At 43.9% G+C, this 20,476-nt stretch carries 22 protein-coding genes; 20 read left to right on the forward strand and 2 right to left on the reverse strand.

The features are described from left to right. Positions 1-89 precede the first annotated feature (89 nt). The 19 genes from QY309_09775 to dapA all read left to right on the forward strand — a co-directional run bounded on the left by QY309_09775 (position 90) and on the right by dapA (position 17,265). Complete coding sequence (locus tag QY309_09775) at positions 90-530, forward strand: BLUF domain-containing protein (GenBank protein WKZ58156.1); 441 nt, start codon at positions 90-92, stop codon at positions 528-530. Between the two features lie 252 nt (positions 531-782). Further along, the gene (locus QY309_09780) at positions 783-1,739 is read left to right on the forward strand and encodes a transketolase C-terminal domain-containing protein (GenBank protein WKZ58157.1); all 957 of its coding nucleotides are present in this window, start codon (positions 783-785) and stop codon (positions 1,737-1,739) included. A 57-nt stretch (positions 1,740-1,796) separates the two neighbouring features. Further along, a complete protein-coding gene (locus tag QY309_09785; GenBank protein WKZ58158.1) occupies positions 1,797-2,126 on the forward strand; it encodes a metalloregulator ArsR/SmtB family transcription factor in 330 nt (109 codons plus the stop codon). Positions 2,127-2,175: 49 nt separating this feature from the next. Continuing rightward, a complete protein-coding gene (locus QY309_09790) occupies positions 2,176-3,063 on the forward strand; it encodes an arsenite methyltransferase (GenBank protein ID WKZ58159.1) in 888 nt (295 codons plus the stop codon). 41 nt (positions 3,064-3,104) lie between these two features. Next, on the forward strand, positions 3,105-3,524 hold the full coding sequence (locus QY309_09795; GenBank protein WKZ58160.1) for an arsenate reductase ArsC: 420 nt from the start codon (positions 3,105-3,107) through the stop codon (positions 3,522-3,524). Further along, positions 3,521-4,603, forward strand: a complete 1,083-nt coding sequence (gene arsB, locus QY309_09800; GenBank protein ID WKZ58161.1) for an ACR3 family arsenite efflux transporter — start codon at positions 3,521-3,523, stop codon at positions 4,601-4,603. Before QY309_09795 ends, arsB begins: the two co-directional genes overlap by 4 nt. Before the next feature lie 51 nt (positions 4,604-4,654). Then, positions 4,655-6,544 carry a phosphoglycerate dehydrogenase gene (serA, locus tag QY309_09805; protein WKZ58162.1) on the forward strand — a complete coding sequence of 630 codons (1,890 nt, stop codon included), beginning with the start codon at positions 4,655-4,657 and terminating at the stop codon, positions 6,542-6,544. A 2-nt stretch (positions 6,545-6,546) separates the two neighbouring features. After that, on the forward strand, positions 6,547-7,371 hold the full coding sequence (locus QY309_09810; protein WKZ58163.1) for an ion transporter: 825 nt from the start codon (positions 6,547-6,549) through the stop codon (positions 7,369-7,371). Between the two features lie 61 nt (positions 7,372-7,432). Beyond that, positions 7,433-7,666 carry a DUF433 domain-containing protein gene (locus tag QY309_09815; protein WKZ58164.1) on the forward strand — a complete coding sequence of 78 codons (234 nt, stop codon included), beginning with the start codon at positions 7,433-7,435 and terminating at the stop codon, positions 7,664-7,666. Beyond that, a complete protein-coding gene (locus tag QY309_09820; protein WKZ58165.1) occupies positions 7,666-8,013 on the forward strand; it encodes a DUF5615 family PIN-like protein in 348 nt (115 codons plus the stop codon). Before QY309_09815 ends, QY309_09820 begins: the two co-directional genes overlap by 1 nt. Before the next feature lie 303 nt (positions 8,014-8,316). Beyond that, positions 8,317-9,393: an aminotransferase class V-fold PLP-dependent enzyme gene (locus QY309_09825; protein ID WKZ58166.1), complete on the forward strand. Its 1,077-nt coding sequence runs from the start codon at positions 8,317-8,319 to the stop codon at positions 9,391-9,393. 58 nt (positions 9,394-9,451) lie between these two features. Further along, the gene (locus tag QY309_09830) at positions 9,452-9,991 is read left to right on the forward strand and encodes an RNA polymerase sigma factor (GenBank protein ID WKZ58167.1); all 540 of its coding nucleotides are present in this window, start codon (positions 9,452-9,454) and stop codon (positions 9,989-9,991) included. A gap of 34 nt (positions 9,992-10,025) precedes the next feature. Then, on the forward strand, positions 10,026-10,445 hold the full coding sequence (locus QY309_09835) for a hypothetical protein (protein WKZ58168.1): 420 nt from the start codon (positions 10,026-10,028) through the stop codon (positions 10,443-10,445). 6 nt (positions 10,446-10,451) lie between these two features. Next, positions 10,452-10,964: a hypothetical protein gene (locus QY309_09840; GenBank protein ID WKZ58169.1), complete on the forward strand. Its 513-nt coding sequence runs from the start codon at positions 10,452-10,454 to the stop codon at positions 10,962-10,964. A 53-nt stretch (positions 10,965-11,017) separates the two neighbouring features. Continuing rightward, the gene (locus QY309_09845) at positions 11,018-11,923 is read left to right on the forward strand and encodes a hypothetical protein (protein ID WKZ58170.1); all 906 of its coding nucleotides are present in this window, start codon (positions 11,018-11,020) and stop codon (positions 11,921-11,923) included. Between the two features lie 42 nt (positions 11,924-11,965). Next, positions 11,966-13,825, forward strand: a complete 1,860-nt coding sequence (locus QY309_09850) for a M1 family metallopeptidase (GenBank protein WKZ58171.1) — start codon at positions 11,966-11,968, stop codon at positions 13,823-13,825. Positions 13,826-13,845: 20 nt separating this feature from the next. After that, a complete protein-coding gene (gene ligA, locus QY309_09855) occupies positions 13,846-15,867 on the forward strand; it encodes an NAD-dependent DNA ligase LigA (protein WKZ58172.1) in 2,022 nt (673 codons plus the stop codon). Between the two features lie 26 nt (positions 15,868-15,893). Beyond that, positions 15,894-16,379 carry a hypothetical protein gene (locus tag QY309_09860; GenBank protein ID WKZ58173.1) on the forward strand — a complete coding sequence of 162 codons (486 nt, stop codon included), beginning with the start codon at positions 15,894-15,896 and terminating at the stop codon, positions 16,377-16,379. A gap of 1 nt (position 16,380) precedes the next feature. Next, positions 16,381-17,265, forward strand: a complete 885-nt coding sequence (gene dapA, locus QY309_09865) for a 4-hydroxy-tetrahydrodipicolinate synthase (GenBank protein ID WKZ58174.1) — start codon at positions 16,381-16,383, stop codon at positions 17,263-17,265. Between the two features lie 48 nt (positions 17,266-17,313). On the opposite strand, the gene QY309_09870 is transcribed toward dapA, so the two are convergent. Next, positions 17,314-17,493 carry a histone H1 gene (locus QY309_09870; protein WKZ58175.1) on the reverse strand — a complete coding sequence of 60 codons (180 nt, stop codon included), beginning with the start codon at positions 17,491-17,493 and terminating at the stop codon, positions 17,314-17,316. An 86-nt stretch (positions 17,494-17,579) separates the two neighbouring features. Beyond that, positions 17,580-18,833, reverse strand: a complete 1,254-nt coding sequence (locus QY309_09875) for an aminotransferase class I/II-fold pyridoxal phosphate-dependent enzyme (protein ID WKZ58176.1) — start codon at positions 18,831-18,833, stop codon at positions 17,580-17,582. Between the two features lie 140 nt (positions 18,834-18,973). On the opposite strand from QY309_09875, the gene accC reads away from it, so the two are divergent. Next, positions 18,974-20,473 (forward strand): acetyl-CoA carboxylase biotin carboxylase subunit, encoded by a 1,500-nt coding sequence (gene accC, locus QY309_09880; protein ID WKZ58177.1) that lies wholly within the window; start codon positions 18,974-18,976, stop codon positions 20,471-20,473. The last annotated feature ends 3 nt before the right edge of the window (positions 20,474-20,476 follow it).

Below are 20,476 nucleotides of genomic sequence, written 5' to 3' on the forward strand. Positions count from 1 at the left end.
ATTCAAACACCGCTGACTGGCGGTGTTTTTTTATGCATATCCATTCGACTTACATGAATTTGAAATCAGATTTAATTATCTTTAAAATCATGTATCATCTAATCTACGTAAGTCAAGCAGCAAGACCGCTTGCTGAATCTGAGCTGATTGAAATTCTTCGCACCAGCCGTGAGAATAATGCCAGTAAAAACATTACGGGTATGTTGCTCTATTTAAACGACAAATTTATTCAGGTATTGGAGGGTGAAGAGAAAGCCGTTCAGGAATTGTTTGACCAAATCAGTTCAGACTTAAGGCATAACCGGGTAATTCGGGTGTTGGAGGGAAATGCTGAACAGCGCACATTTAAGGATTGGTCGATGGGGTTTAAACAACTGTACGATACCGATGAAGTTGAAGCGCTAACCGGATTTAAAGACATTGATCGGTTTTTCTCATCAGATAAAACAAACAATGGCAATTTACTCCTAACCTTCCTGACTATTTTCTATAATAAAAACATTACCGATTTTGCAGAACTTCCCGACTAGGGCTATGCTGGTTAAATAATAAACCACGGAAGAATCGCGATTGCTATCGCAATCAAAAACCAGATCAGGAACTTTTTGTCATGCTTATCCATACGTGAGGCCATTACCTAGCACAAATACGAAAGTACTGGGCGAAGGTTTTCGAAAAAGGATAAACGGTCAGGCTTTTAACAAGCCGTTAACATTTCAGCTTTTCAAAAGGAGTTGTATACTTGTGCTTTCAATTTTTCAACCACTGCAACCTTCATCCGCATGACCAAATTTACCTTTACCGAGAAAAAAGACACCCGTTCCGGCTTTGGAGTAGGTTTACACGAACTAGGCCGTAAAAACCCGAATGTAGTTGGCCTCTGTGCAGACCTTACAGGTTCTTTAAAAATGGATGCCTTTAAAAAGGAGTTTCCGGATCGGTTTTTTCAGGTAGGTATTGCCGAGGCCAACATGATGGGCCTTGCTGCAGGTATGACGATTGGAGGCAAAATTCCGTTTACCGGAACCTTTGCCAACTTCTCAACGGGTCGCGTTTACGATCAAATCCGTCAGTCGATAGCGTATTCTCATAAAAACGTAAAAATTTGCGCCTCACATGCCGGTGTAACGCTGGGTGAAGATGGCGCCACACACCAGATATTGGAAGACATTGGTATGATGAGGATGCTGCCGGGCATGACGGTGATCGTGCCTTGCGATTACAATCAAACCAAAGCAGCAACACTGGCATTGGGCGATCACCATGGTCCGGCTTACTTGCGTTTTGGCCGACCCTCATGGCCAATTTTTATGGCTCCTGACCGGCCATTTACCATCGGTAAAGCCGATAAGCTCATTGATGGTAAAGATGTGAGCATTTTTGCCTGCGGCCACATGGTTTGGCAAGCAGTAGAAGCTGAAGCAGCCCTGGCAGAAAAAGGAATCAGTGCCGAGGTGATAAACATCCACACCATCAAGCCATTGGATGTGCAGGCCGTACTGGAATCTGTACAAAAAACAGGTTGTGCCGTTACTTGCGAAGAACACCAGATAAACGGAGGCTTGGGTGATAGCATCGCCCAGGTGCTTAGTCGACATTACCCCGCCCCTGTTGAAATGGTGGCCGTAAATGATTCATTTGGTGAAAGTGGTACGCCTACACAATTATTAAAGAAGTACGGATTGGCACCTGAAAACATCGTAGATGCGGTTCAGAAAGTACTGGCACGAAAAAAATAATGTAAAAACGATGCTCCCTGAAACCTTAATCGTAATTTTACGATTAACAAATCGGGTATGGGATTAACCAAAACAGCTGGCTTTAGTAAAACCGAAATCGAATTGGCCGAATTGGCCAAAGCACTGGCTCATCCTGCCCGAATTGCCATCATCAAACACCTCATCAATGCGAAGAGCTGCATCTGCGGAGATATCGTAGATGAACTCCCACTCTCCCAATCAACCGTATCGCAGCACCTGAAAGAATTAAAAGAGGCCGGCATCATTAAAGGAAACATTTCCGGCAACAGCGTTTGCTATTGCATTGATGAAAAGGTCTGGAAGAAAGCAGAAAAAATGCTTGGTGGCTTGTTTGAAAGTTTTGATCAGTCCAATACCTGTTGCTAAAATTTTTTGTCCAAACCCATCGCAATATTACGATATAAATAAAATCCTTATGAAAACGCAAGATACTTCCGAATCGCTTAAAGAACTGGTAAAAGAAAAATACGGCCAGATTGCCGACCAGAGTTATACACAAAACGCAACAAGCTGTTGCGGTGCCGGTGGTTGCGATACTGTTGATTACACCATCATGGCCGAAGACTACACCAAACTAAAAGGTTATGTAGCGGATGCCGACTTGGGATTGGGCTGCGGACTACCTACCGAATTTGCCTTGATCAAAGAAGGAGATACGGTTATTGATTTAGGTTCGGGTGCGGGCAATGATGCATTTGTTGCCCGAAGCATTACAGGCGAAAAGGGAAAAGTAATCGGCATAGACTTTACCGAAAAGATGATTGATAAAGCACGTGCGAACGCAGAAAAGCTTGGCTTCAACAACGTTGAGTTTCGCTTTGGCGACATAGAGAAAATGCCTGTTACTGCTAATGTTGCCGATGTAGTGGTGAGCAATTGCGTGCTTAACCTCGTACCCAACAAAAAACAGGCTTTTGCCGAAATGTTCCGGGTAATTAAACCCGGTGGTCACTTCAGTGTTTCGGATATTGTATTACAAGGTGAGTTGCCTGCAGGCTTACAGAAAAGCGCGGAGATGTATGCCGGCTGTGTGGCTGGAGCCATTCAACAGGATGAGTACATTCAATTGATTCAGGATGCAGGATTTGAAAACGTAACGGTGCAAAAGGAAAGAAAGATTACCATTCCAGAAGATATTCTTTCAGTATACCTGAACGACTCGGAAATGGAAAAATATAAAAACGGAGCACTGGGTATTTACAGCATTACCGTGTATGGTGAGAAACCTGGAGCTGAGCGCATTAAACAACTGGCTGAAGAGAGAAAGGCTACTTGCTGCGGATCGGATTCAACGTGTTGCTAACTCAGATTTCAAACTACAACTAACTAAACCTTACCTATTTCATGAAACCAAAAATTCTTGTTCTGTGTACCGGAAACTCGTGTCGTAGTCAGATTGCAGAAGGATACCTGCGCCATTTTGTAAATGGAAAAGCAGACGTTTACAGTGCCGGCATTGAAACGCATGGAGTAAATCCACGTGCCATTGCCACCATGAAGGAAGACGGGATTGATATTTCAAATCATACTTCCAATAATGTAAATGAATACACCAACATGGAATTTGATTACGTGATTACCGTATGCGACAATGCGAAAGAAAATTGCCCGTACTTTCCGGCTAAAGTAAAAGTGCTGCATCACAATTTTCCCGATCCGGCCAAAGCCACCGGTACAGAAGAAGAAATCGGGCAGGCGTTCCGTGATGTGCGCGAAATGATTAAAAACTATTCTCAGGAATTTACTAACCAATACTTCGCATGAGTTCAATGCAGTGCGCCCCTGCTGAAAGAAAAAAATTAAGTTTTCTCGACCGATACCTCACACTCTGGATTTTCCTCGCGATGGGTATTGGTGTTTCGCTAGGATATCTTCTACCGGAGTCTGCCACGTTCATCAACTCCCTGCAAAGCGGCACAACCAACATTCCCATTGCCATCGGGTTAATTTTAATGATGTATCCGCCTTTGGCTAAAGTTCGTTACGAAGAACTGGGAAGCGTTTTTAAAAATGTAAAGATTCTATCGCTATCACTAATCATGAACTGGCTTATCGGCCCGGTGCTCATGTTCATTTTGGCAATTACCTTTTTACACGACTATCCCGAGTACATGGTCGGACTCATCATGATTGGGTTGGCGCGTTGCATTGCCATGGTAATTGTTTGGAATGAACTGGCGAATGGCAATCGTGAATATGCCGCAGGATTGGTAGCCTTCAACAGTATCTTCCAGGTTTTATTCTATAGTGTATTTGCGTGGTTCTTCATTGCCTGGCTCCCACCACGCATGGGCATTGTGGGTTACGAGGTGAACATCAGCATGGGGCAGATTGCCAAGAGTGTGTTTATCTACTTAGGCATTCCCTTTTTTGCCGGATTTTTAACGCGATACTTTCTGCGTAAAGCAAAAGGCGATGAATGGTACACGAAAAAATTTATCCCGTTCATTAGCCCGATTACGCTTATTGCGCTGCTTTTCACCATTGTGGCCATGTTCAGCCTAAAGGGTGAATTGATTGTGGCCATTCCGATGGATGTGGTGCGCATTGCCATTCCATTGCTTATCTACTTTGTTATCATGTTCCTGGTCACGTTCTTCTTTGGTAAATCATTGGGTGCTGATTACTCACAAAATGCTGCATTATCATTCACTGCAGCCGGTAACAATTTTGAGCTGGCTATTGCTGTGGCCATTGGGGTATTTGGCATCAATAGCGGTCAGGCGTTTGCAGGAGTAATTGGTCCACTGGTCGAAGTGCCGGCCTTAATTGCTTTGGTTAATGTGGCCTTCTGGTTGCAGCGAAAATTGTATTCAAAAGAAGGCATAGCAAATTCAGCTTAAACTGCATTCAAACCATCAAATCAATTACATTTGGGATTGTTTTTATCTCAAATGAAGCTGAATAAGTACATCGTAATCGATTTCGATAGCACCTTTACCAAGGTGGAAGCGTTTGACCTGTTGGCAGAGATCAGCCTGAACGGGCACCCCGAAGCCGAAGAACGTAAAAAAAAGATCCGCGACATCACCAACCTGGGCATGAACGGTGAACTCTCATTCCGCGAATCGCTGGAACAACGGGTTGAACTATTGGCCCCAAACAAATCACATTTACTTCAACTGGCCGAAAAACTAAAATCACAGGTTTCAGAATCATTTAAACGCAACCGCGACTTCTTTAAAAAATATGCCGATAACATTTATGTGATCAGCAACGGCTTTCACATGTTCATTGATCCGGTAGTAACCGAATTCGGCATCAAACCTGAAAATATTTTAGCCAACCGCTTTCACTTCGATGAGCAAGGCAAGGTAATTGGTTTCGACAAAGACAATCCATTATCAGCCAACAACGGAAAGGTTGAGCAATTGAAACGCTTGAACCTTCCAGGCGATGTGTACGTAATCGGTGATGGGTATACCGATTACGAAATCAAGCATGCAGGACTGGCCAACAAGTTTTTTGCGTTCACTGAAAATGTGGAGCGCGAAAACATCATGGAAAAAGCCGACCACATCACACCGAGTCTGGATGAATTTCTCTACCTGAACAAGCTGAACACGGCTATCTCCTACCCTAAAAACAGGATTCACGTTTTGCTGTTGGAAAATGTTCACCCGGTTGCAGTTGAATTAATGCGAGCCGAAGGTTTTACGGTAGAAACTCATCCGGCTGCACTATCGGAGAAAGAGCTGATCGAAAAAATTAAAAACGTTTCGGTTCTAGGTATCCGCTCAAAAACACAAGTTACAGCAAAGGTGCTTGAACACGCCAATAAACTGATGGCCATTGGCGCCTTTTGCATCGGTACCAATCAAATCGATTTACAGGCTGCAACAAAAAAAGGTGTTGCCGTATTTAATGCGCCTTTCAGCAATACACGTTCGGTAGTTGAACTGGTGGTTGCTGAGATGATTATTCTCATGCGAAAAATCGTAGAGAAGTCGAACAAAATGCACAAAGGTGTGTGGGATAAATCCGCTGCCGGCAGTTTTGAAATCCGTGGGAAGAAATTGGGACTCATCGGATATGGAAACATTGGTGCACAACTTTCTGTGCTGGCTGAATCGATGGGTATGAAAGTACTCTATTATGATATAGAAGAAAAACTTTCCCTTGGCAACGCTACTCGTTGTAAAACCATGAAGGAAGTATTGGAGCACGCTGATGTAATCTCCCTTCATGTAGACGGACGTGCTGCCAACAAAAACCTGATCAGCGAACGCGAATTCAATTGGATGAAGAAAAGCGTGATCTTCATTAACCTAAGCCGCGGCCACGTGGTGGATATTCCTGCATTAAAAATAAACATTCAAAATGGAAAGGTTGCCGGTTGCGCGCTCGATGTGTTTCCGGAAGAACCCAACAACCAGGAAGAGTTTATTTCTGAGTTACGCGGATTACCCAACACCATCCTCACGCCACACATAGGCGGAAGTACCGTAGAGGCACAGGAAAACATTGGCAACTTTGTGCCCGGAAAATTTTTGGACTACATTAACACCGGAAGCACTTCAAATAGTGTTAACTTTCCAAACCTGGTGTTGCCTACACTGGATAATGCGCACAGGCTAATACACATACACGAAAACGTACCGGGTATTCTGGCTAAAATTAATAAAGTGTTGGCGGATCATAACATTAATATTGTAGGACAGTATTTAAAGACAAACGAATTAATCGGTTACGTAATTACCGATATTGATAAAGAATACAACAAAGATGTGATCAAAGAACTTCGGCAGATTGAGAACACCATAAAATTCAGGGTACTCTACTAAGCATGGAAGAAAAATACAGGCTCACGGGATTAAAACTAAAGATTTACGAAATCATTTTCGAGTCGGATACGCGAGAAGGAAGACTCTTCGATATCATCCTGCTCTCGAGCATTGTGTTGAGCGTGGTTATTGTACTACTTGAAAGTGTACAGGATATAAAATCAGATTGGGGTAATTGGCTAGTCGGACTTGAATGGTTCTTTACCGGAATTTTTACCATCGAGTACCTGGCGCGGCTGTGGGTTGTGCTTAATAAGCGAAAATACATTTTCTCCTTTTTCGGATTGGTCGATTTACTCTCGGTACTTCCAACTTACCTCGCTATATTTTTTGCGGGTGCGCAGTCGCTGTTGGTAATCCGCAGTTTACGGTTACTACGCATTTTCAGAATCTTTAAACTGGCCCGGTTCATTGGCGAAAGTCAAAACCTTACGCTTGCACTAAAGGCTAGCCGCTTTAAGATTATTGTTTTTCTCACAACGGTAATAACAGCCGTTATCATTTTTGGCACGTTGATTTATTTAATTGAGGGCCCCGAACACGGCTTCACGAGTATTCCACTCAGTATTTATTGGGCCATTGTAACCATGACTACCGTAGGCTATGGCGACATTGCACCACAGACTACACTTGGTCAAACGTTAGCGTCCATTATCATGATTATGGGTTACGGAATCATTGCCGTACCTACCGGTATTGTTTCGTCAGAGATGATTTCCCTAAAAAGAAGAGAGCGTTTAACCACACAGGTTTGTCCGCATTGCCTGAAAGAAGGGCACGACATTGATGCGGTTTACTGCAAATATTGTGGTGGGGAGATTAACTAGGCTGGAATTATTTCTTATCCAAACCGGTTAAACCATTATTTAGAAATCAATATCTTTGACTATGGAAAATCTGCTGGACAGAATAACAATTAATCCGGATATCTGTAATGGCAAGCCAACCATAAGAGGGATGCGGCTTACTGTAAAAACGATTTTAGATTTTCTTGCAGCGGGAGAAACAAAAGAAAGTCTTTTAAAAGCCTATCCTGTTCTTGAAGAAAAAGATATTCTGGCCTGCATTCAATTTGCTTCAAATTCCATTGATCAAAAAGGGAAATCCATTTTGACCGAATAATGTCGGATTTCAACTATCTCGTTGATCTTAACCTGCCCAGAAATTTCAGTTTCTTCAATAAGCCCGAATTCAGTTTTGTTATGGATATTGATCCCAGGATGACGGATTCAGAAATCTGGAATCTGGCCATTAAAACAAATAAAGTGATTCTCACAAAAGATTCAGATTTCTTCAATAGAAGCATCACATCTAAACACAAAGCAAAAGTTGTCCATTTTGAGATTGGCAACATGAATCTTAAAGAGCTTCACGAATATTTCAGAAAAAACTGGGATAATATTTGCCAGCTACTAAACGAATTCAACCTAGTTGTAGCTGATCCAGAGAAGATAAAAGGGATACTATAAAAAAATCCACCCGATTTGGTGAGGTGTTTCTGAACCCCATAAAAGACAAGTTTTGAGCTGCCCCCAACCGCAACCTTCTTCTGTTATCCTGCTTTTTGGGCGAGGCCCCGATCCCGATAGCTATCGGGACGGGGTGAGGCCTGATTTTGGCTGAAAGCTTCACTCGGTATTGTTAATATTGTTAGGTTCAGCAAACGTGTCCCAAACCCGAGTGGATTTCACTTCAAAGAAACGGAAAAGATTAACGCTTCTCCATATTGAAAAACACCTTATTTTTTGCTAATCAGCAGCAGCGTTACTTCCATGAAAGGCTTAGTTAATTTCACACCCGGTCCTTCCCAACTCTATTTCACCGTAGAAGATCACATGCGTCAGGCTTTTCGCGAGGGCATTCCTTCACTGTCACACCGCACGAAAACGTTTGAAGGAATCTATCAACATACTGCCGGTGGAATCAGGCAAATCCTGGGGATACCTGATCATTTCCATATTGTCTTCACTTCATCGGCTACCGAAATCTGGGAACGAATCATTCAAAACCTGGTAGAAGAAAAAAGTCATCATTTTGTAAATGGCGCTTTTTCAAAACGCTTTTATGAAATTGCTTTACAACTAAATCGTAAACCAACAAAAACCGAAGTGCCGGAAGGCGAAAGATTTAAGTCGGCTGATAGACAGCAAACCGAACTGATTGCCATTACGCATAATGAAACCAGCACCGGTGTGTTGCTGCCTATGGACTTTATTCATTCATTCAGGGAAACTCATCCAGATTCATTGATCACTGTCGATGCTGTATCCTCGCTCCCCTATCCCCAATTCGATTTTGCAAAAATTGATTCGTTGTATTTTTCTGTGCAAAAGGGTTTTGGTTTACCTGCAGGGCTTGGTGTTTGGATTTTGAATGATGCTTGCGTGACGAAAGCCGAACAAATACACGCAAAAGGGATTTCCATTGGCACCTATCACAGCATCCCGAGTCTGGTAACCCACACCAAAAAAAATCAAACCCCTGAAACGCCAAACGTGTTGGGTATATATCTGTTGGGAAAAGTTATTGAGGATATGCTCCGTAGAGGGATTGATATGATCCGTAAAGAAACCGAATACAAAGCGGCTATTCTGTATCATGCTTTACAACAACATGAACTGATCAAGCCGTTCGTTCAAGAGAAAGCATTTCAATCGAAAACGGTTATTGTTGCCGATACCGGAACACACACAGAAAAAATTAAAATCTTTCTCGAAGCTCACGGACTCTCACCCGGTGATGGCTATGGAAAAGTAAAAGCAAGTCAGTTAAGGTTTGCCAATTTCCCGGCTCATTCCAAAGAACAGTTTGAATTATTGGTTGATACCTTGGCAAAATATTCAGGGTAACCGATTTAAACCTTAAACATTTATTTTTGTCTAACGCACGTCACTAACCACAACCCGTTTGGAAGACAAAGACCTCTTGTCGAAAATCCGAAACCCGGAAACGCGGAACTACGGCTTCAACATGCTGGTGCGCACCTATCAGCAACGGGTATATTGGCACGTGCGCAAAATGGTTATTGATCACGATGATGCAGACGACCTGACACAGGAAGTGTTTATTAAAATCCATCGGTATATTGATAACTTCCGTGAGGATTCCCAGCTTTTTACCTGGATTTACCGGATAGCCACCAACGAATGCCTGAGTTTTCTGGATAAAAAGAAAAAACGATTCTTTCTTCCTATTGGAGATGTGGCGGGAGAACTAGGTGGTAAACTCGATAGCAGCGCACACATTTCTGGCGATGAAATTCAACTGAAACTTCAGAAAGCGCTCCTGAAATTACCCGAAAAGCAACGGCTGGTTTTTAACATGAAATACTTTGATGACTTGTCGTATGAGGACATCTCGGAGATCACGGAAACCAGTGTGGGCGCCTTAAAGGCCAGTTATCACCATGCCGTCAAGAAAATTGAAGAATTCCTGACTGAGAATTAAACTTTTACCCGGTACATTAGTCTAAGAACCAAATATGAAAAACCTCGAAAACATACCGAAAAAGAACATTTTTGACGTTCCGGATGGCTATTTCGACAAGCTGCCCTCAAAAATTCAAGCCCGCATTGGTGCTAAAAATCCGAAGGCAGAAACGAAACCCTACTTCCGGTACGCCTTACAATATGCCTTGCCGGTAGTGCTGCTGGTGGTCGTTGCAGCCATCTTCATTTTCAAGCCGAAAAACAACTCGGTTGAAGACATGCTTGCATCAGTTAGCACTGAGCAACTGGTGGCTTACCTGGATGAGGTGGACATGAATGCACTGAGTACAGAAGAGTTGATCGAGAGTTTTGAATTTGATGCCGAAACCATTGAGGCCATTGAGCAAGAAGTGTACTTCAATTTCGATTTGGAAAATGATGACTTTACAAACTTATACATACAGGAATTTTAACGTGCTATGAAAAAAATATTCACCATCATGATCATTGCGCTCTTCACGCTACCGGCCTGGTCGCAGGAAGAAGAGGTTGCCAAAATGGATCCAAGAGCGCAGGAAAAAATTAAGGCTGCACGCATCGCCTTTATCACGGATCGTCTTGGATTAACACCTGAAGAAGCAGAGCGCTTCTGGCCAATCTATCGTGAGTTCTCGAACAAACGCATGGAATTGAAACAACAATTTGATCAGGCACGCAAAAACCCAAACACCTCAAAACCAAAAGAGGAAACTGAACGGGAGCTCGTTGATTTGGGGCTGAGGTTGAAACAACAGGAACTGGATCTGGAAAAAGATTACTCCAAACGAATACTGGATGTAATACCCGCTCAAAAACTAATGGCGCTCAAAAAAGCCGAAGATGATTTTCGCAGATTGTTAATTCAGCAAATACAACAACGGCAATTGCAACAACAACGCAAACAGCAGTTGCAGGAACGAAACGAACAACGCTTGCGCCAACGCAATAACTGATCAACACATGCATGGCTAACGTCAGGTTATGGTTATGTACAGTAATCATTTCAGTGTCCTCGTGTAACCTTTTCGCGCAGGACACTGACGCATTTTTAACCAAACCCGATTCACTCCTAACCTTCAGCGATTCGCTTAGTATCTTCCAACTTATCGACAGCCTGCTCACGTTGGATGAATTGAACGATTACTCCCAGCTTGCTTTCCGGATAGGCTACAACAGCAATGTGTTATGGGCGGGACGAACATTGGGCATTGATCAGTTTGGCCTGGCACCCGGTATCTCCTACTATCATAAATCCGGTTTGTTTGCCGATGCGTCCTTTTTCTGGAGCAAAGATTTCGAACCCAACTACTACCTCACCATTCTGTCGGCTGGTTACATGCATACATTTTCCCGGCACTTCTCGGCTATGGCCAGCTACGACCGGTATTTTTATAATCTGGAAGACGAATACATTCCCTATAGCAATGCAGTAACACTTTCTCCTTTTCTTGAATTTCATCCTGTTAATTTTCGTGTGGATTACACATACTACTTTGGCGAACGTTCCGTACATCGGGTTATGCCATCTGTTGGTGTAACGCTGGAGAAGAGTAATCTCTTTAAAATCGACAAAGTGTCGTTCATGCCATCGGTGTTTATGCTGATGGGAAATGAAACCTTTTCTGAAATTATTTTTCCTACTACACGTGCGGAATGGATTGCAGCCTACATACGCGTGCGACAAGGATTACCCTGGTACCGCATCGAAACACGTAACGTTTTTGGGGTGATGAACTATGCGATTATGCTCCCCTTGAATGTCAGGCACAAACAAATGAATTTTTCATTCAGCTACACCTATAATATTCCCAAGGCCCTGCCAGGCGAAACATTAACCCTGGCTGAGAGCAGTTTCCTCAGCGCTTCCCTCTCATGGTTCATTAACCTGAACACGAAAAAATCACCTTTGTAAAATCGGTTGGTTTGGATATTTTGCCATCAAACCACACGAATCATGTACCGACTGATTTTACTCTTTGCCACCCTACTTTCTATTACCGTAACATCTGCACAAGACTACCGCTGGCAACAACGGGCCGAATATGCCATGGATGTACGCCTGGATGTAAAAACGCATAAAGTAACAGGCACACAAAAGCTGGTTTATTATAACAACTCTCCCGATACCTTACACAAGGTTTACTACCACCTGTATTTCAATGCCTTTCAACCGGGCAGCATGATGGATGTTCGTTCCAGAAATATTGCAGATCCGGATGGACGTGTAACCGACCGCATTTCAAAATTAAAAGATGACGAAATCGGGTATCAACGGGTACAAAGTCTGAAACAAGATGGCAAGGACATCCACTACCATGTGGAAGGAACCATCTTAGAAGTAACACTGGCAAAACCCATTCTACCCAAAACCAAAACCACGTTCGACATGAAATTCGAAGCGCAAGTGCCGGTTCAGATCAGAAGATCCGGAAGAAACAGTCGCGAAGGAATTGCTTACTCCATGACACAGTGGTATCCGAAATTGGCTGAATACGATTTTCAGGGATGGCATGCCTACCAATACGTAGCGCGTGAGTTTCATGGCGTGTGGGGTGATTTTGATGTGAAGATTACGATTGATCCCGCATTTGTAATTGGCGGTACCGGTAAGCTACAAAACCCGGATAAGATCGGACATGGATATGAAAAGGCAGGCACAAAAGTATCACGGCCTTCTGGAGAATTAACCTGGCATTTTACCGCAAAAAACGTTACCGACTTTGCCTGGGCAGCTGACCCGGATTATGTTCATGAAATTTCGCAGGTGCCTGATGGACCTGAAGTTCATTTCTTTTATCAGCCCGGAGAAAAAACAACTGAAAACTGGAAAAGACTTAAGGACTACACCGTCAAGCATTTTCAGTTCATGAATAAAACGTTTGGAAAATATCCATACGAAGTTTACTCCGTAATTCAGGGAGGTGATGGCGGAATGGAGTATGCGATGTGCACCTTGATTACAGGTGAACGTTCACTTTCCAGTCTCGTAGGCGTAATGGCGCATGAAGTTTCGCATAGCTGGTACCAGGGTGTGTTGGCTTCAAACGAATCCTTGTATGCCTGGTTTGATGAAGGCTTTACCGATTTTTCAGCTGACGAATCCATGGCCAGTATTTTAAACGAGCCGAACGATCATGGAGGAAGCTACAACGGGTATTTCGCGTTGGTAAGAAGCGGACTGCAAGAACCCATGAATCAGCACTCCGATCACTTTACAACCAACCGCGCTTATGGAACATCAGCCTACAGCATGGGCGCTGTGTTTTTACATCAACTAAAATACATTATCGGTGAAGCCAACTTTTACAAAGGCATGTTACGCTACTACAACACGTGGAAGTTTCGCCATCCGGAGCCTATCGATTTCATCCGTGTAATGGAAAAAACTTCCGGTATGCAATTAAAATGGTACTTGAGTTACTGGGTAAATACCACCAAGCGGATTGATTACGGAATTAAAAATGTGTTGAGTGATACGGATGCCACATTCGTTACCTTGGAACGTGTTGGTGAATTTCCAATGCCGATTGATTTACTGGTAACGTATACCGATGGCACAACCGAGCTGTTCTACATCCCCATGAATGAAACACTGGGTAATAAGCCAGCTGAAAGTACTACTCAATCCCGTGTTGAGTTGGAAACCTGGCCTTGGGTAAACCCGACCTACACCTTGAAGATTAATAAGCCTGTAAAATCCATAGCAAAGCTTGAGGTTGATCCTTCCATGCGCATGGCCGATATAAACCGGAAGAATAACCTGATGGAGTTATCGGCTGAAATGAAAGCCTACGAAGATCCCACACGTAAATAACCTGACGTTAGCCATTTCGTATGACAACGGACCAAGCCCGGAAGGAAATTCAAAAACTCACGGATGAGATTAATTATCACAACGACTTATATTATCAAAAACATAAGACGGAAATAAGTGATTTTGAGTTTGATCAGCTTCTGGGAAAACTTGTGCAGCTTGAACAACAATTTCCGGAGTTAAAACAACCCGACTCCCCTACACAACGAGTGGGCGGAACGATCACCAAAGCGTTCCAAACGGTTTATCACAAATACCCCATGCTATCACTGGGGAATACGTATTCACAGGAAGAACTTACGGATTTTGATAGTCGCGTGGCAAAGGGATTGGATGGCGATCCATATGAATATTTTTGCGAGCTTAAATTTGATGGCGTTTCCATCAGCTTGATTTATGAAAATGGTTTACTGGTTCGTGGAGTAACGCGTGGCGATGGCGTGCGTGGCGATGATGTTACCGCCAATGTTAAAACCATCCGTAACATTCCGCTTAAAGTAAGTGGAAAGAACATCCCACAAAGCTTTGAAGTGCGTGGTGAAGTGTTTCTACCAAAAGATGTTTTTATTCAACTCAATAAAGAACGCGAGGACATTGGTGAAGAACGTTATGCCAACGCGCGCAACACGGCATCGGGTACAATGAAGATGCAGGACTCCTCCATCGTGGCGCAACGTAAACTGGATTGCTTCGCTTATTACCTGTTGGGGGAAGACCTTGGCATTGAAACGCATGAAGAAGGAATCCATAATCTTGAGAAATGGCGATTCAATGTTTCTGATACCTATAAAAAATGTAAATCGCTAAAAGAGGTATTTGAATACATTGATCATTGGGAAAACCGAAGAGGAGAACTACCGCTTGAAACCGATGGTGTTGTTATTAAAGTGAACAGCCTGGAACAACAGGAACGTCTGGGCTTCACAGCAAAAAGTCCGCGATGGGCTATTGCCTACAAATACAAAGCACAAAGCATCAGCACACGACTAAACGGTGTAACCTACCAGGTTGGTCGCACCGGTGCCATCACCCCGGTTGCCGAATTGGAGCCAGTGTTTCTTTCAGGAACAACGGTAAAGCGTGCTTCCCTGCACAATGCCAACGAAATCAATCGCCTGGATTTACGTATTGGTGATTATGTGTTTGTTGAAAAAGGTGGAGAAATTATTCCCAAAGTAACCGGTGTGGATCATGCCAAACGAAAAGGCAAAACACACCCTATACATTACATAACGCGTTGCCCTGAGTGCAACACACCATTGGTGCGACAAGAAGGTGAAGCTGCACATTATTGTCCAAACATAAACGGCTGTGCGCCACAAATAAAAGGGCGAATTGAGCATTTTATTCAGCGCAAGGCTATGGATATTGATTCGCTAGGCGAACAGACCATCCGACAACTCTATGAGCTTGGTTTAGTGCGCAGACCATCTGATTTATACTTTCTTACAAAAGAAGATTTACTTCAGTTAGATAAGGTTAAGGATAAGTCGGCCGAGAACATGCTGAAAGGCATACGCGAATCCAAACAGGCGCCATTTGAGAGCGTGTTGTTTGCCATCGGCATACGCTATGTTGGAAAAACCGTGGCTGAAAAATTAGCCCGTCATTTCAAAACCATCGACAGGTTGATGGATGCTTCTTACGAACAATTGCTGGAAGCCCCTGAAGTGGGTGAAAAAATCGCACAAAGCGTGATCCTGTTTTTCAGCAACCCGGAAAACCGGGAAGAAGTTGAGCGCTTGCGACAGGCTGGGCTCAACCTTGAAGCGGTGATTAAGGAGGTGGTGCTCGATAGCAACGTATTGGAAGGTAAATCCTTCGTGATTTCGGGTGTGTTTGAGAAATATGAACGTGACGACCTGAAAGACATCATTTTGAAGAATGGCGGCAAAGTACTCTCCTCCATTTCAGGCAAATTGGATTACCTGCTGGCGGGCGATAACATGGGGCCGGCCAAGCGCGAAAAAGCCGAAAAGCTTGGTGTACCGATTATTTCAGAAGCTGATTTTAATGTTTTACTTTCGGGCGGAAAATTGTAAGGGGAATGAAAATGGGTTTTCTAAACATGCGCACCAAATCACAGCTTAAACGGAATAAAACTGTTCGGGCTTCCATCCCCTATACCCAGGTGCAGACAGTGGGCATTTTGTTTAGCATTGAAGACAAGAAAAAGCATGATGAAATCAAAGATTTCATTCACCGCCTTGAACGCGATGGAAAAAAGGTGAAAGTGATCGCCTATCTACCACCCAACAAAGACAACTACGAGTTTCTGTTTGATTTCTTCACCCAAAAGGAAATCTCCTTTTGGGGAGCATTCACCTCCGAAACGGCCGTGAAATTCTTCAACACACCGTTCGACTACCTGTATTACCTTGATACCAAACCCAATCCCATGATGTTGAATATACTGGCACGCAGCAAAGCGCGCTGCCGCATGGGTGGATACTGGGAAAATGGTCAACCCTATTTTGAATTCATGCTCAGCGAAACTTCCACAACCAGAAGCCTCATTGATGGCATGTACAAATACTCCACACAACTGAAGTGATATGAAAAAACTATACGGAACCGGTGTTGCGCTTGTAACACCTTTCGATTCGACAGGCGGTATTGATTATAAGTCATTAAAAAAACTGTTAACACATACTGCAAAAGGTGTCGATTATTATGTAGTTATGGGTACCACCGGTGAATCCGTAACCGTTTCATCTGCTGAAAAGCTGGAAGTGCTGAACTTTGTGAAGAAGAACAATATCGCTAAACTTCCTATTGTGTATGGCATTGGTGGCAACAACACGCAGGCTGTATTGGATACGATTCGCAGTACCGATTTAAAAGGCGTTGATGCTATTCTTTCGGTCAGTCCGTACTACAACAAACCCTCACAGGAAGGCATCTATCAGCATTTTAAAGCCATTGCTGATGCCTCTCCGCTACCGATCATCCTGTACAATGTTCCCGGTCGTACGGCATCCAATCTGACGGCTGAAACCACACTTCGCCTGGCTGCTCACAAAAACATCATCGGTATTAAGGAGGCCTCAGGGAACCTGGAGCAGTGCATGCGCATTGCCAAATCGATGCCGAAGGATTTCCTGCTGATATCAGGAGATGATTTGTTAACTGTTCCGCTCTACGCGATTGGTGGCAAAGGCGTGATTTCTGTTTTGGCCAATGCCTTGCCAATCCCTTTTAAGAAAATGAAAGAATTCGCCTTTGCCGGAGACTATGCGAAGGCCAGTCAGCACCAGTTTTCATTGCTGGATATAAACGGGCCGATGTATGAGGAGAGTAATCCGGTAGGTATAAAGCAGCTATTAAGCGAATTAGGCGTTTGTGGAAATCATGTGCGGTTGCCGTTGATACCGGCTTCGGAAGGTTTGAAGAAGAAAATCACCAAAGCTTACGAAGGTTTCAAAAACAGAAAAGGATAACCCGAAAGGCTATCCTTTTCCAAAATAATCTATACAGGAAGTAAATCCTTAAGAAGCTTTGTTCTTCAGTTCCTGAACCTCGGACCTGATCAACTGAGCCATGTTTTTAAGCTCCTGCATACCTTTTCTCAGGCGGGTACCGGCTGCGCTATTGCCCTTAGCGTAGAACTTGTCAGCATCACCTTCTAATGAAGCAATGAGGTTTTTGAGGTCATTGAATTTTTGCATTTTCTATGAGTTTAAGAGTTACGAGTTAAAATTCTATTGCCAATTTAACTAAAAACCTTAAAAATCAAGCCGAAAAGGCATCTTTTTTAAACTTTGGTAACGGCAACCAGCTCTTCGTTGCGGTAAAATCCGCTATCCAGCTTCTCTTTCAGCACCGAAAACGCGGTTAACGTACGCTCCACATCCTCCATGGTATGCACCGCAGTAGGGATTATCCTAAACATGATAACATCCTTAGGCACAACGGGATATATCACCACAGAGCAGAAAATATTGAAGTTCTCACGCAGGTCCATAGCCATATTGGCGGCCTCGCCTACCCCGCCCTTAAAGAGCACTGGGGTAACGGGAGAGGTAGTGGTGCCAATGTTGAAGCCACGCTCCTTTAACCCGTTTTGCATGGCATTTACAATCTTCCAGAGGTTATCCTTCAACTCCGGACGGGTACGTAATAATTCCAGGCGCTTGATGGCTCCAATAACCAAAGGCATCGGCAAGCTCTTCGCATAGATTTGCGAGCGCATGGAGTAACGTAAAAACTTAATGATGCGGGCATCACCGCCAACAAAGGCACCAATGCTGGCCATCGATTTGGCAAACGTTGAGAAGTACAGGTCGATTTGATCCTGAACACCTTGCTCCTCGCCTGTTCCGGCACCAGTTTTACCCATGGTACCGAAGCCGTGCGCATCATCAACAAATAGTCTGAAATTGTATTTCTTCTTCAGCTCAACAACGCCTTTCAGGTTGCCCTGCTTACCCGACATGCCGAAAACGCCTTCGGTGATAACCAGGATACCACCACCGGTTTCGTTGGCCAGCTTGGTGGCGCGTTGCAGTTGCTTATCCAGGCTTTCCATATCGTTATGCTGATATACAAAGCGCTTGCCCATATGCAGGCGAACACCATCTATAATACATGCATGCGATTCCGCATCGTATACGATCACATCTTTACGATCAACGATAGCATCAATGATAGACACCACACCCTGGTAGCCGTAGTTCAGCAACATCACATCCTGCTTGCCGATAAATTCAGCCAATTGCTTCTCCAAAGCGATGTGATGCACCGAGTTACCCGACATCATGCGGGCGCCCATAGGATGGCCCATGCCGTACTGAGCCGCTGCTTCCGCATCAACCTTGCGAACTTCCGGGTGATTGGCTAAACCGAGGTAGTTGTTCAAACTCCAGTTCAACACATCCTTCCCGTTAAACTTCATGTGTGGGCCTATATCACCCTCCAGCTTGGGGAAAAAGAAGTAATCGTCAGGTAAATGTGAATATTTGGCCAGCGGACCGGCTTCCATCTTAAGCTTTTCAAATAAGTCGACCATTGCGTGTTTGTTGTTAAAAATTGCGGCAAAAATAACGAAAAATGCGCATAGGCAAGTCTTCAATATCAATAGGCCTTCAATTATTATCAGGGGTTGGCCTAACGCCATTTATTCATTAGCATTGCATTTTGAGCGATTTCATGGGAAAAATCAACAAGTTACTGGTCGCCAATCGGGGCGAAATTGCTTTGCGCATCATGCGCAGTGCGCGCGAAATGGGTATTAAAACCGTAGCAGTTTTCAGTGAAGCTGACCGAAATGCCTTGCATGTGCGGTTTGCCGATGAGGCCGTGTGTATTGGGCCTCCGCCTTCAAGCGAGTCCTACCTGAAAATGGATACACTCATTGAAGTAGCCAAACAAACAAAAGCCGATGCGATTCACCCGGGCTACGGCTTTTTATCTGAGAATGAAGACTTCGCCCATAAGGTTGAAAAAGCCGGATTGATATTCGTAGGACCATCTGCCAAATCAATTGAATTGATGGGCAGCAAACTCGCTGCTAAGGAAGCAGTAGCCAAGTTTAATGTTCCGCTTGTACCCGGTACATCTGAGCCAATTGATGATGTAAGCAAAGCCAGAAAAATAGCGAAAGAGATTGGCTACCCGATTTTGATCAAAGCCAGTGCCGGTGGTGGCGGTAAGGGCATGCGCATTGTAGAAAAGGATGGAGAGTTTCAGGAGCAAATGGAACGTGCAGTAAGCGAGGCCACTTCTGCGTTTGGCGATGGATCCGTATTCATTGAAAAATACGTTACCCAACCGCGTCATATTGAATTCCAGATTTTTGGCGACAAGCATGGAAATGTGATTCACCTGTTTGAACGCGAGTGCTCCATTCAACGCAGGCACCAAAAAGTAGTAGAAGAAGCGCCTTCATCGGTATTAACTCCTGAACTGCGCAAAGCAATGGGCGAAGCTGCGGTTAATGTGGCGCGCTCGTGCGACTATTACGGAGCAGGCACAGTTGAATTTATCCTGGATGAAAAACTGAATTTCTATTTCCTGGAGATGAATACCCGCCTGCAGGTGGAACACCCGGTTACGGAAATGGTAACCGGTATTGATTTGGTAAAACTTCAGATCAAAATTGCCGAAGGAGAAAAGCTTCCATTTGCACAAAACGATTTACGTCTGCATGGTCATGCCATTGAAGTGCGCGTGTATGCTGAAGACCCGGCCAATAACTTTCTTCCCGATATCGGTACGTTGAAAACCTATCAACGGCCGCAAGGCAACGGCATTCGCGTGGACGATGGTTTTGAACAAGGCATGAGTATTCCTTTCTATTATGATCCGATGATTTCCAAATTGATCTGCCATGCCGAAACCCGCGAACTGGCCATGGATAAAATGATCCGCGCGATTGAGGAATATGAAATTACCGGAGTTGAAACAACGCTCGGCTTTTGCAAGTATGTGATGCAACATGAAGCATTCCGAAGTGGAAATTTCGATACCAAGTTTGTAGAAAAATATTTCAAGCCTGAAGTATTGAATGCAGTTCCAGAACCTGATGAAGAATTATTGGCCGCGGTTCTTAGCACACGCATGGCTAAACCAACGTCAGCCAACACATCAACCCATACAACTGCTGCCACAGAAAGCAAATGGAAACGAAACCGACTTGCCCGTAAATAGTTA

The sequence above is a fragment of the Cyclobacteriaceae bacterium genome, from assembly GCA_030584025.1.
GTDB lineage: Bacteria > Bacteroidota > Bacteroidia > Cytophagales > Cyclobacteriaceae > UBA2336.

Bases quoted from the DNA above. Each gene is read 5' to 3' on its own strand.
- ligA (WKZ58172.1), top strand. From the start codon at position 13,846: ATGACAACGGACCAAGCCCGGAAGGAAATTCAAAAACTCACGGATGAG.
- QY309_09775 (WKZ58156.1), top strand. From the start codon at position 90: ATGTATCATCTAATCTACGTAAGTCAAGCAGCAAGACCGCTTGCTGAA.
- QY309_09840 (WKZ58169.1), top strand. From the start codon at position 10,452: ATGAAAAAAATATTCACCATCATGATCATTGCGCTCTTCACGCTACCG.
- QY309_09875 (WKZ58176.1), bottom strand. From the start codon at position 18,833: ATGGTCGACTTATTTGAAAAGCTTAAGATGGAAGCCGGTCCGCTGGCC.
- QY309_09815 (WKZ58164.1), top strand. From the start codon at position 7,433: ATGGAAAATCTGCTGGACAGAATAACAATTAATCCGGATATCTGTAAT.
- QY309_09785 (WKZ58158.1), top strand. From the start codon at position 1,797: ATGGGATTAACCAAAACAGCTGGCTTTAGTAAAACCGAAATCGAATTG.
- dapA (WKZ58174.1), top strand. From the start codon at position 16,381: ATGAAAAAACTATACGGAACCGGTGTTGCGCTTGTAACACCTTTCGAT.
- QY309_09810 (WKZ58163.1), top strand. From the start codon at position 6,547: ATGGAAGAAAAATACAGGCTCACGGGATTAAAACTAAAGATTTACGAA.
- QY309_09795 (WKZ58160.1), top strand. From the start codon at position 3,105: ATGAAACCAAAAATTCTTGTTCTGTGTACCGGAAACTCGTGTCGTAGT.
- QY309_09860 (WKZ58173.1), top strand. From the start codon at position 15,894: ATGCGCACCAAATCACAGCTTAAACGGAATAAAACTGTTCGGGCTTCC.
- QY309_09790 (WKZ58159.1), top strand. From the start codon at position 2,176: ATGAAAACGCAAGATACTTCCGAATCGCTTAAAGAACTGGTAAAAGAA.
- QY309_09835 (WKZ58168.1), top strand. From the start codon at position 10,026: ATGAAAAACCTCGAAAACATACCGAAAAAGAACATTTTTGACGTTCCG.
- QY309_09780 (WKZ58157.1), top strand. From the start codon at position 783: ATGACCAAATTTACCTTTACCGAGAAAAAAGACACCCGTTCCGGCTTT.
- QY309_09850 (WKZ58171.1), top strand. From the start codon at position 11,966: ATGTACCGACTGATTTTACTCTTTGCCACCCTACTTTCTATTACCGTA.
- serA (WKZ58162.1), top strand. From the start codon at position 4,655: ATGAAGCTGAATAAGTACATCGTAATCGATTTCGATAGCACCTTTACC.
- QY309_09870 (WKZ58175.1), bottom strand. From the start codon at position 17,493: ATGCAAAAATTCAATGACCTCAAAAACCTCATTGCTTCATTAGAAGGT.
- QY309_09825 (WKZ58166.1), top strand. From the start codon at position 8,317: ATGAAAGGCTTAGTTAATTTCACACCCGGTCCTTCCCAACTCTATTTC.
- QY309_09820 (WKZ58165.1), top strand. From the start codon at position 7,666: ATGTCGGATTTCAACTATCTCGTTGATCTTAACCTGCCCAGAAATTTC.
- accC (WKZ58177.1), top strand. From the start codon at position 18,974: ATGGGAAAAATCAACAAGTTACTGGTCGCCAATCGGGGCGAAATTGCT.
- arsB (WKZ58161.1), top strand. From the start codon at position 3,521: ATGAGTTCAATGCAGTGCGCCCCTGCTGAAAGAAAAAAATTAAGTTTT.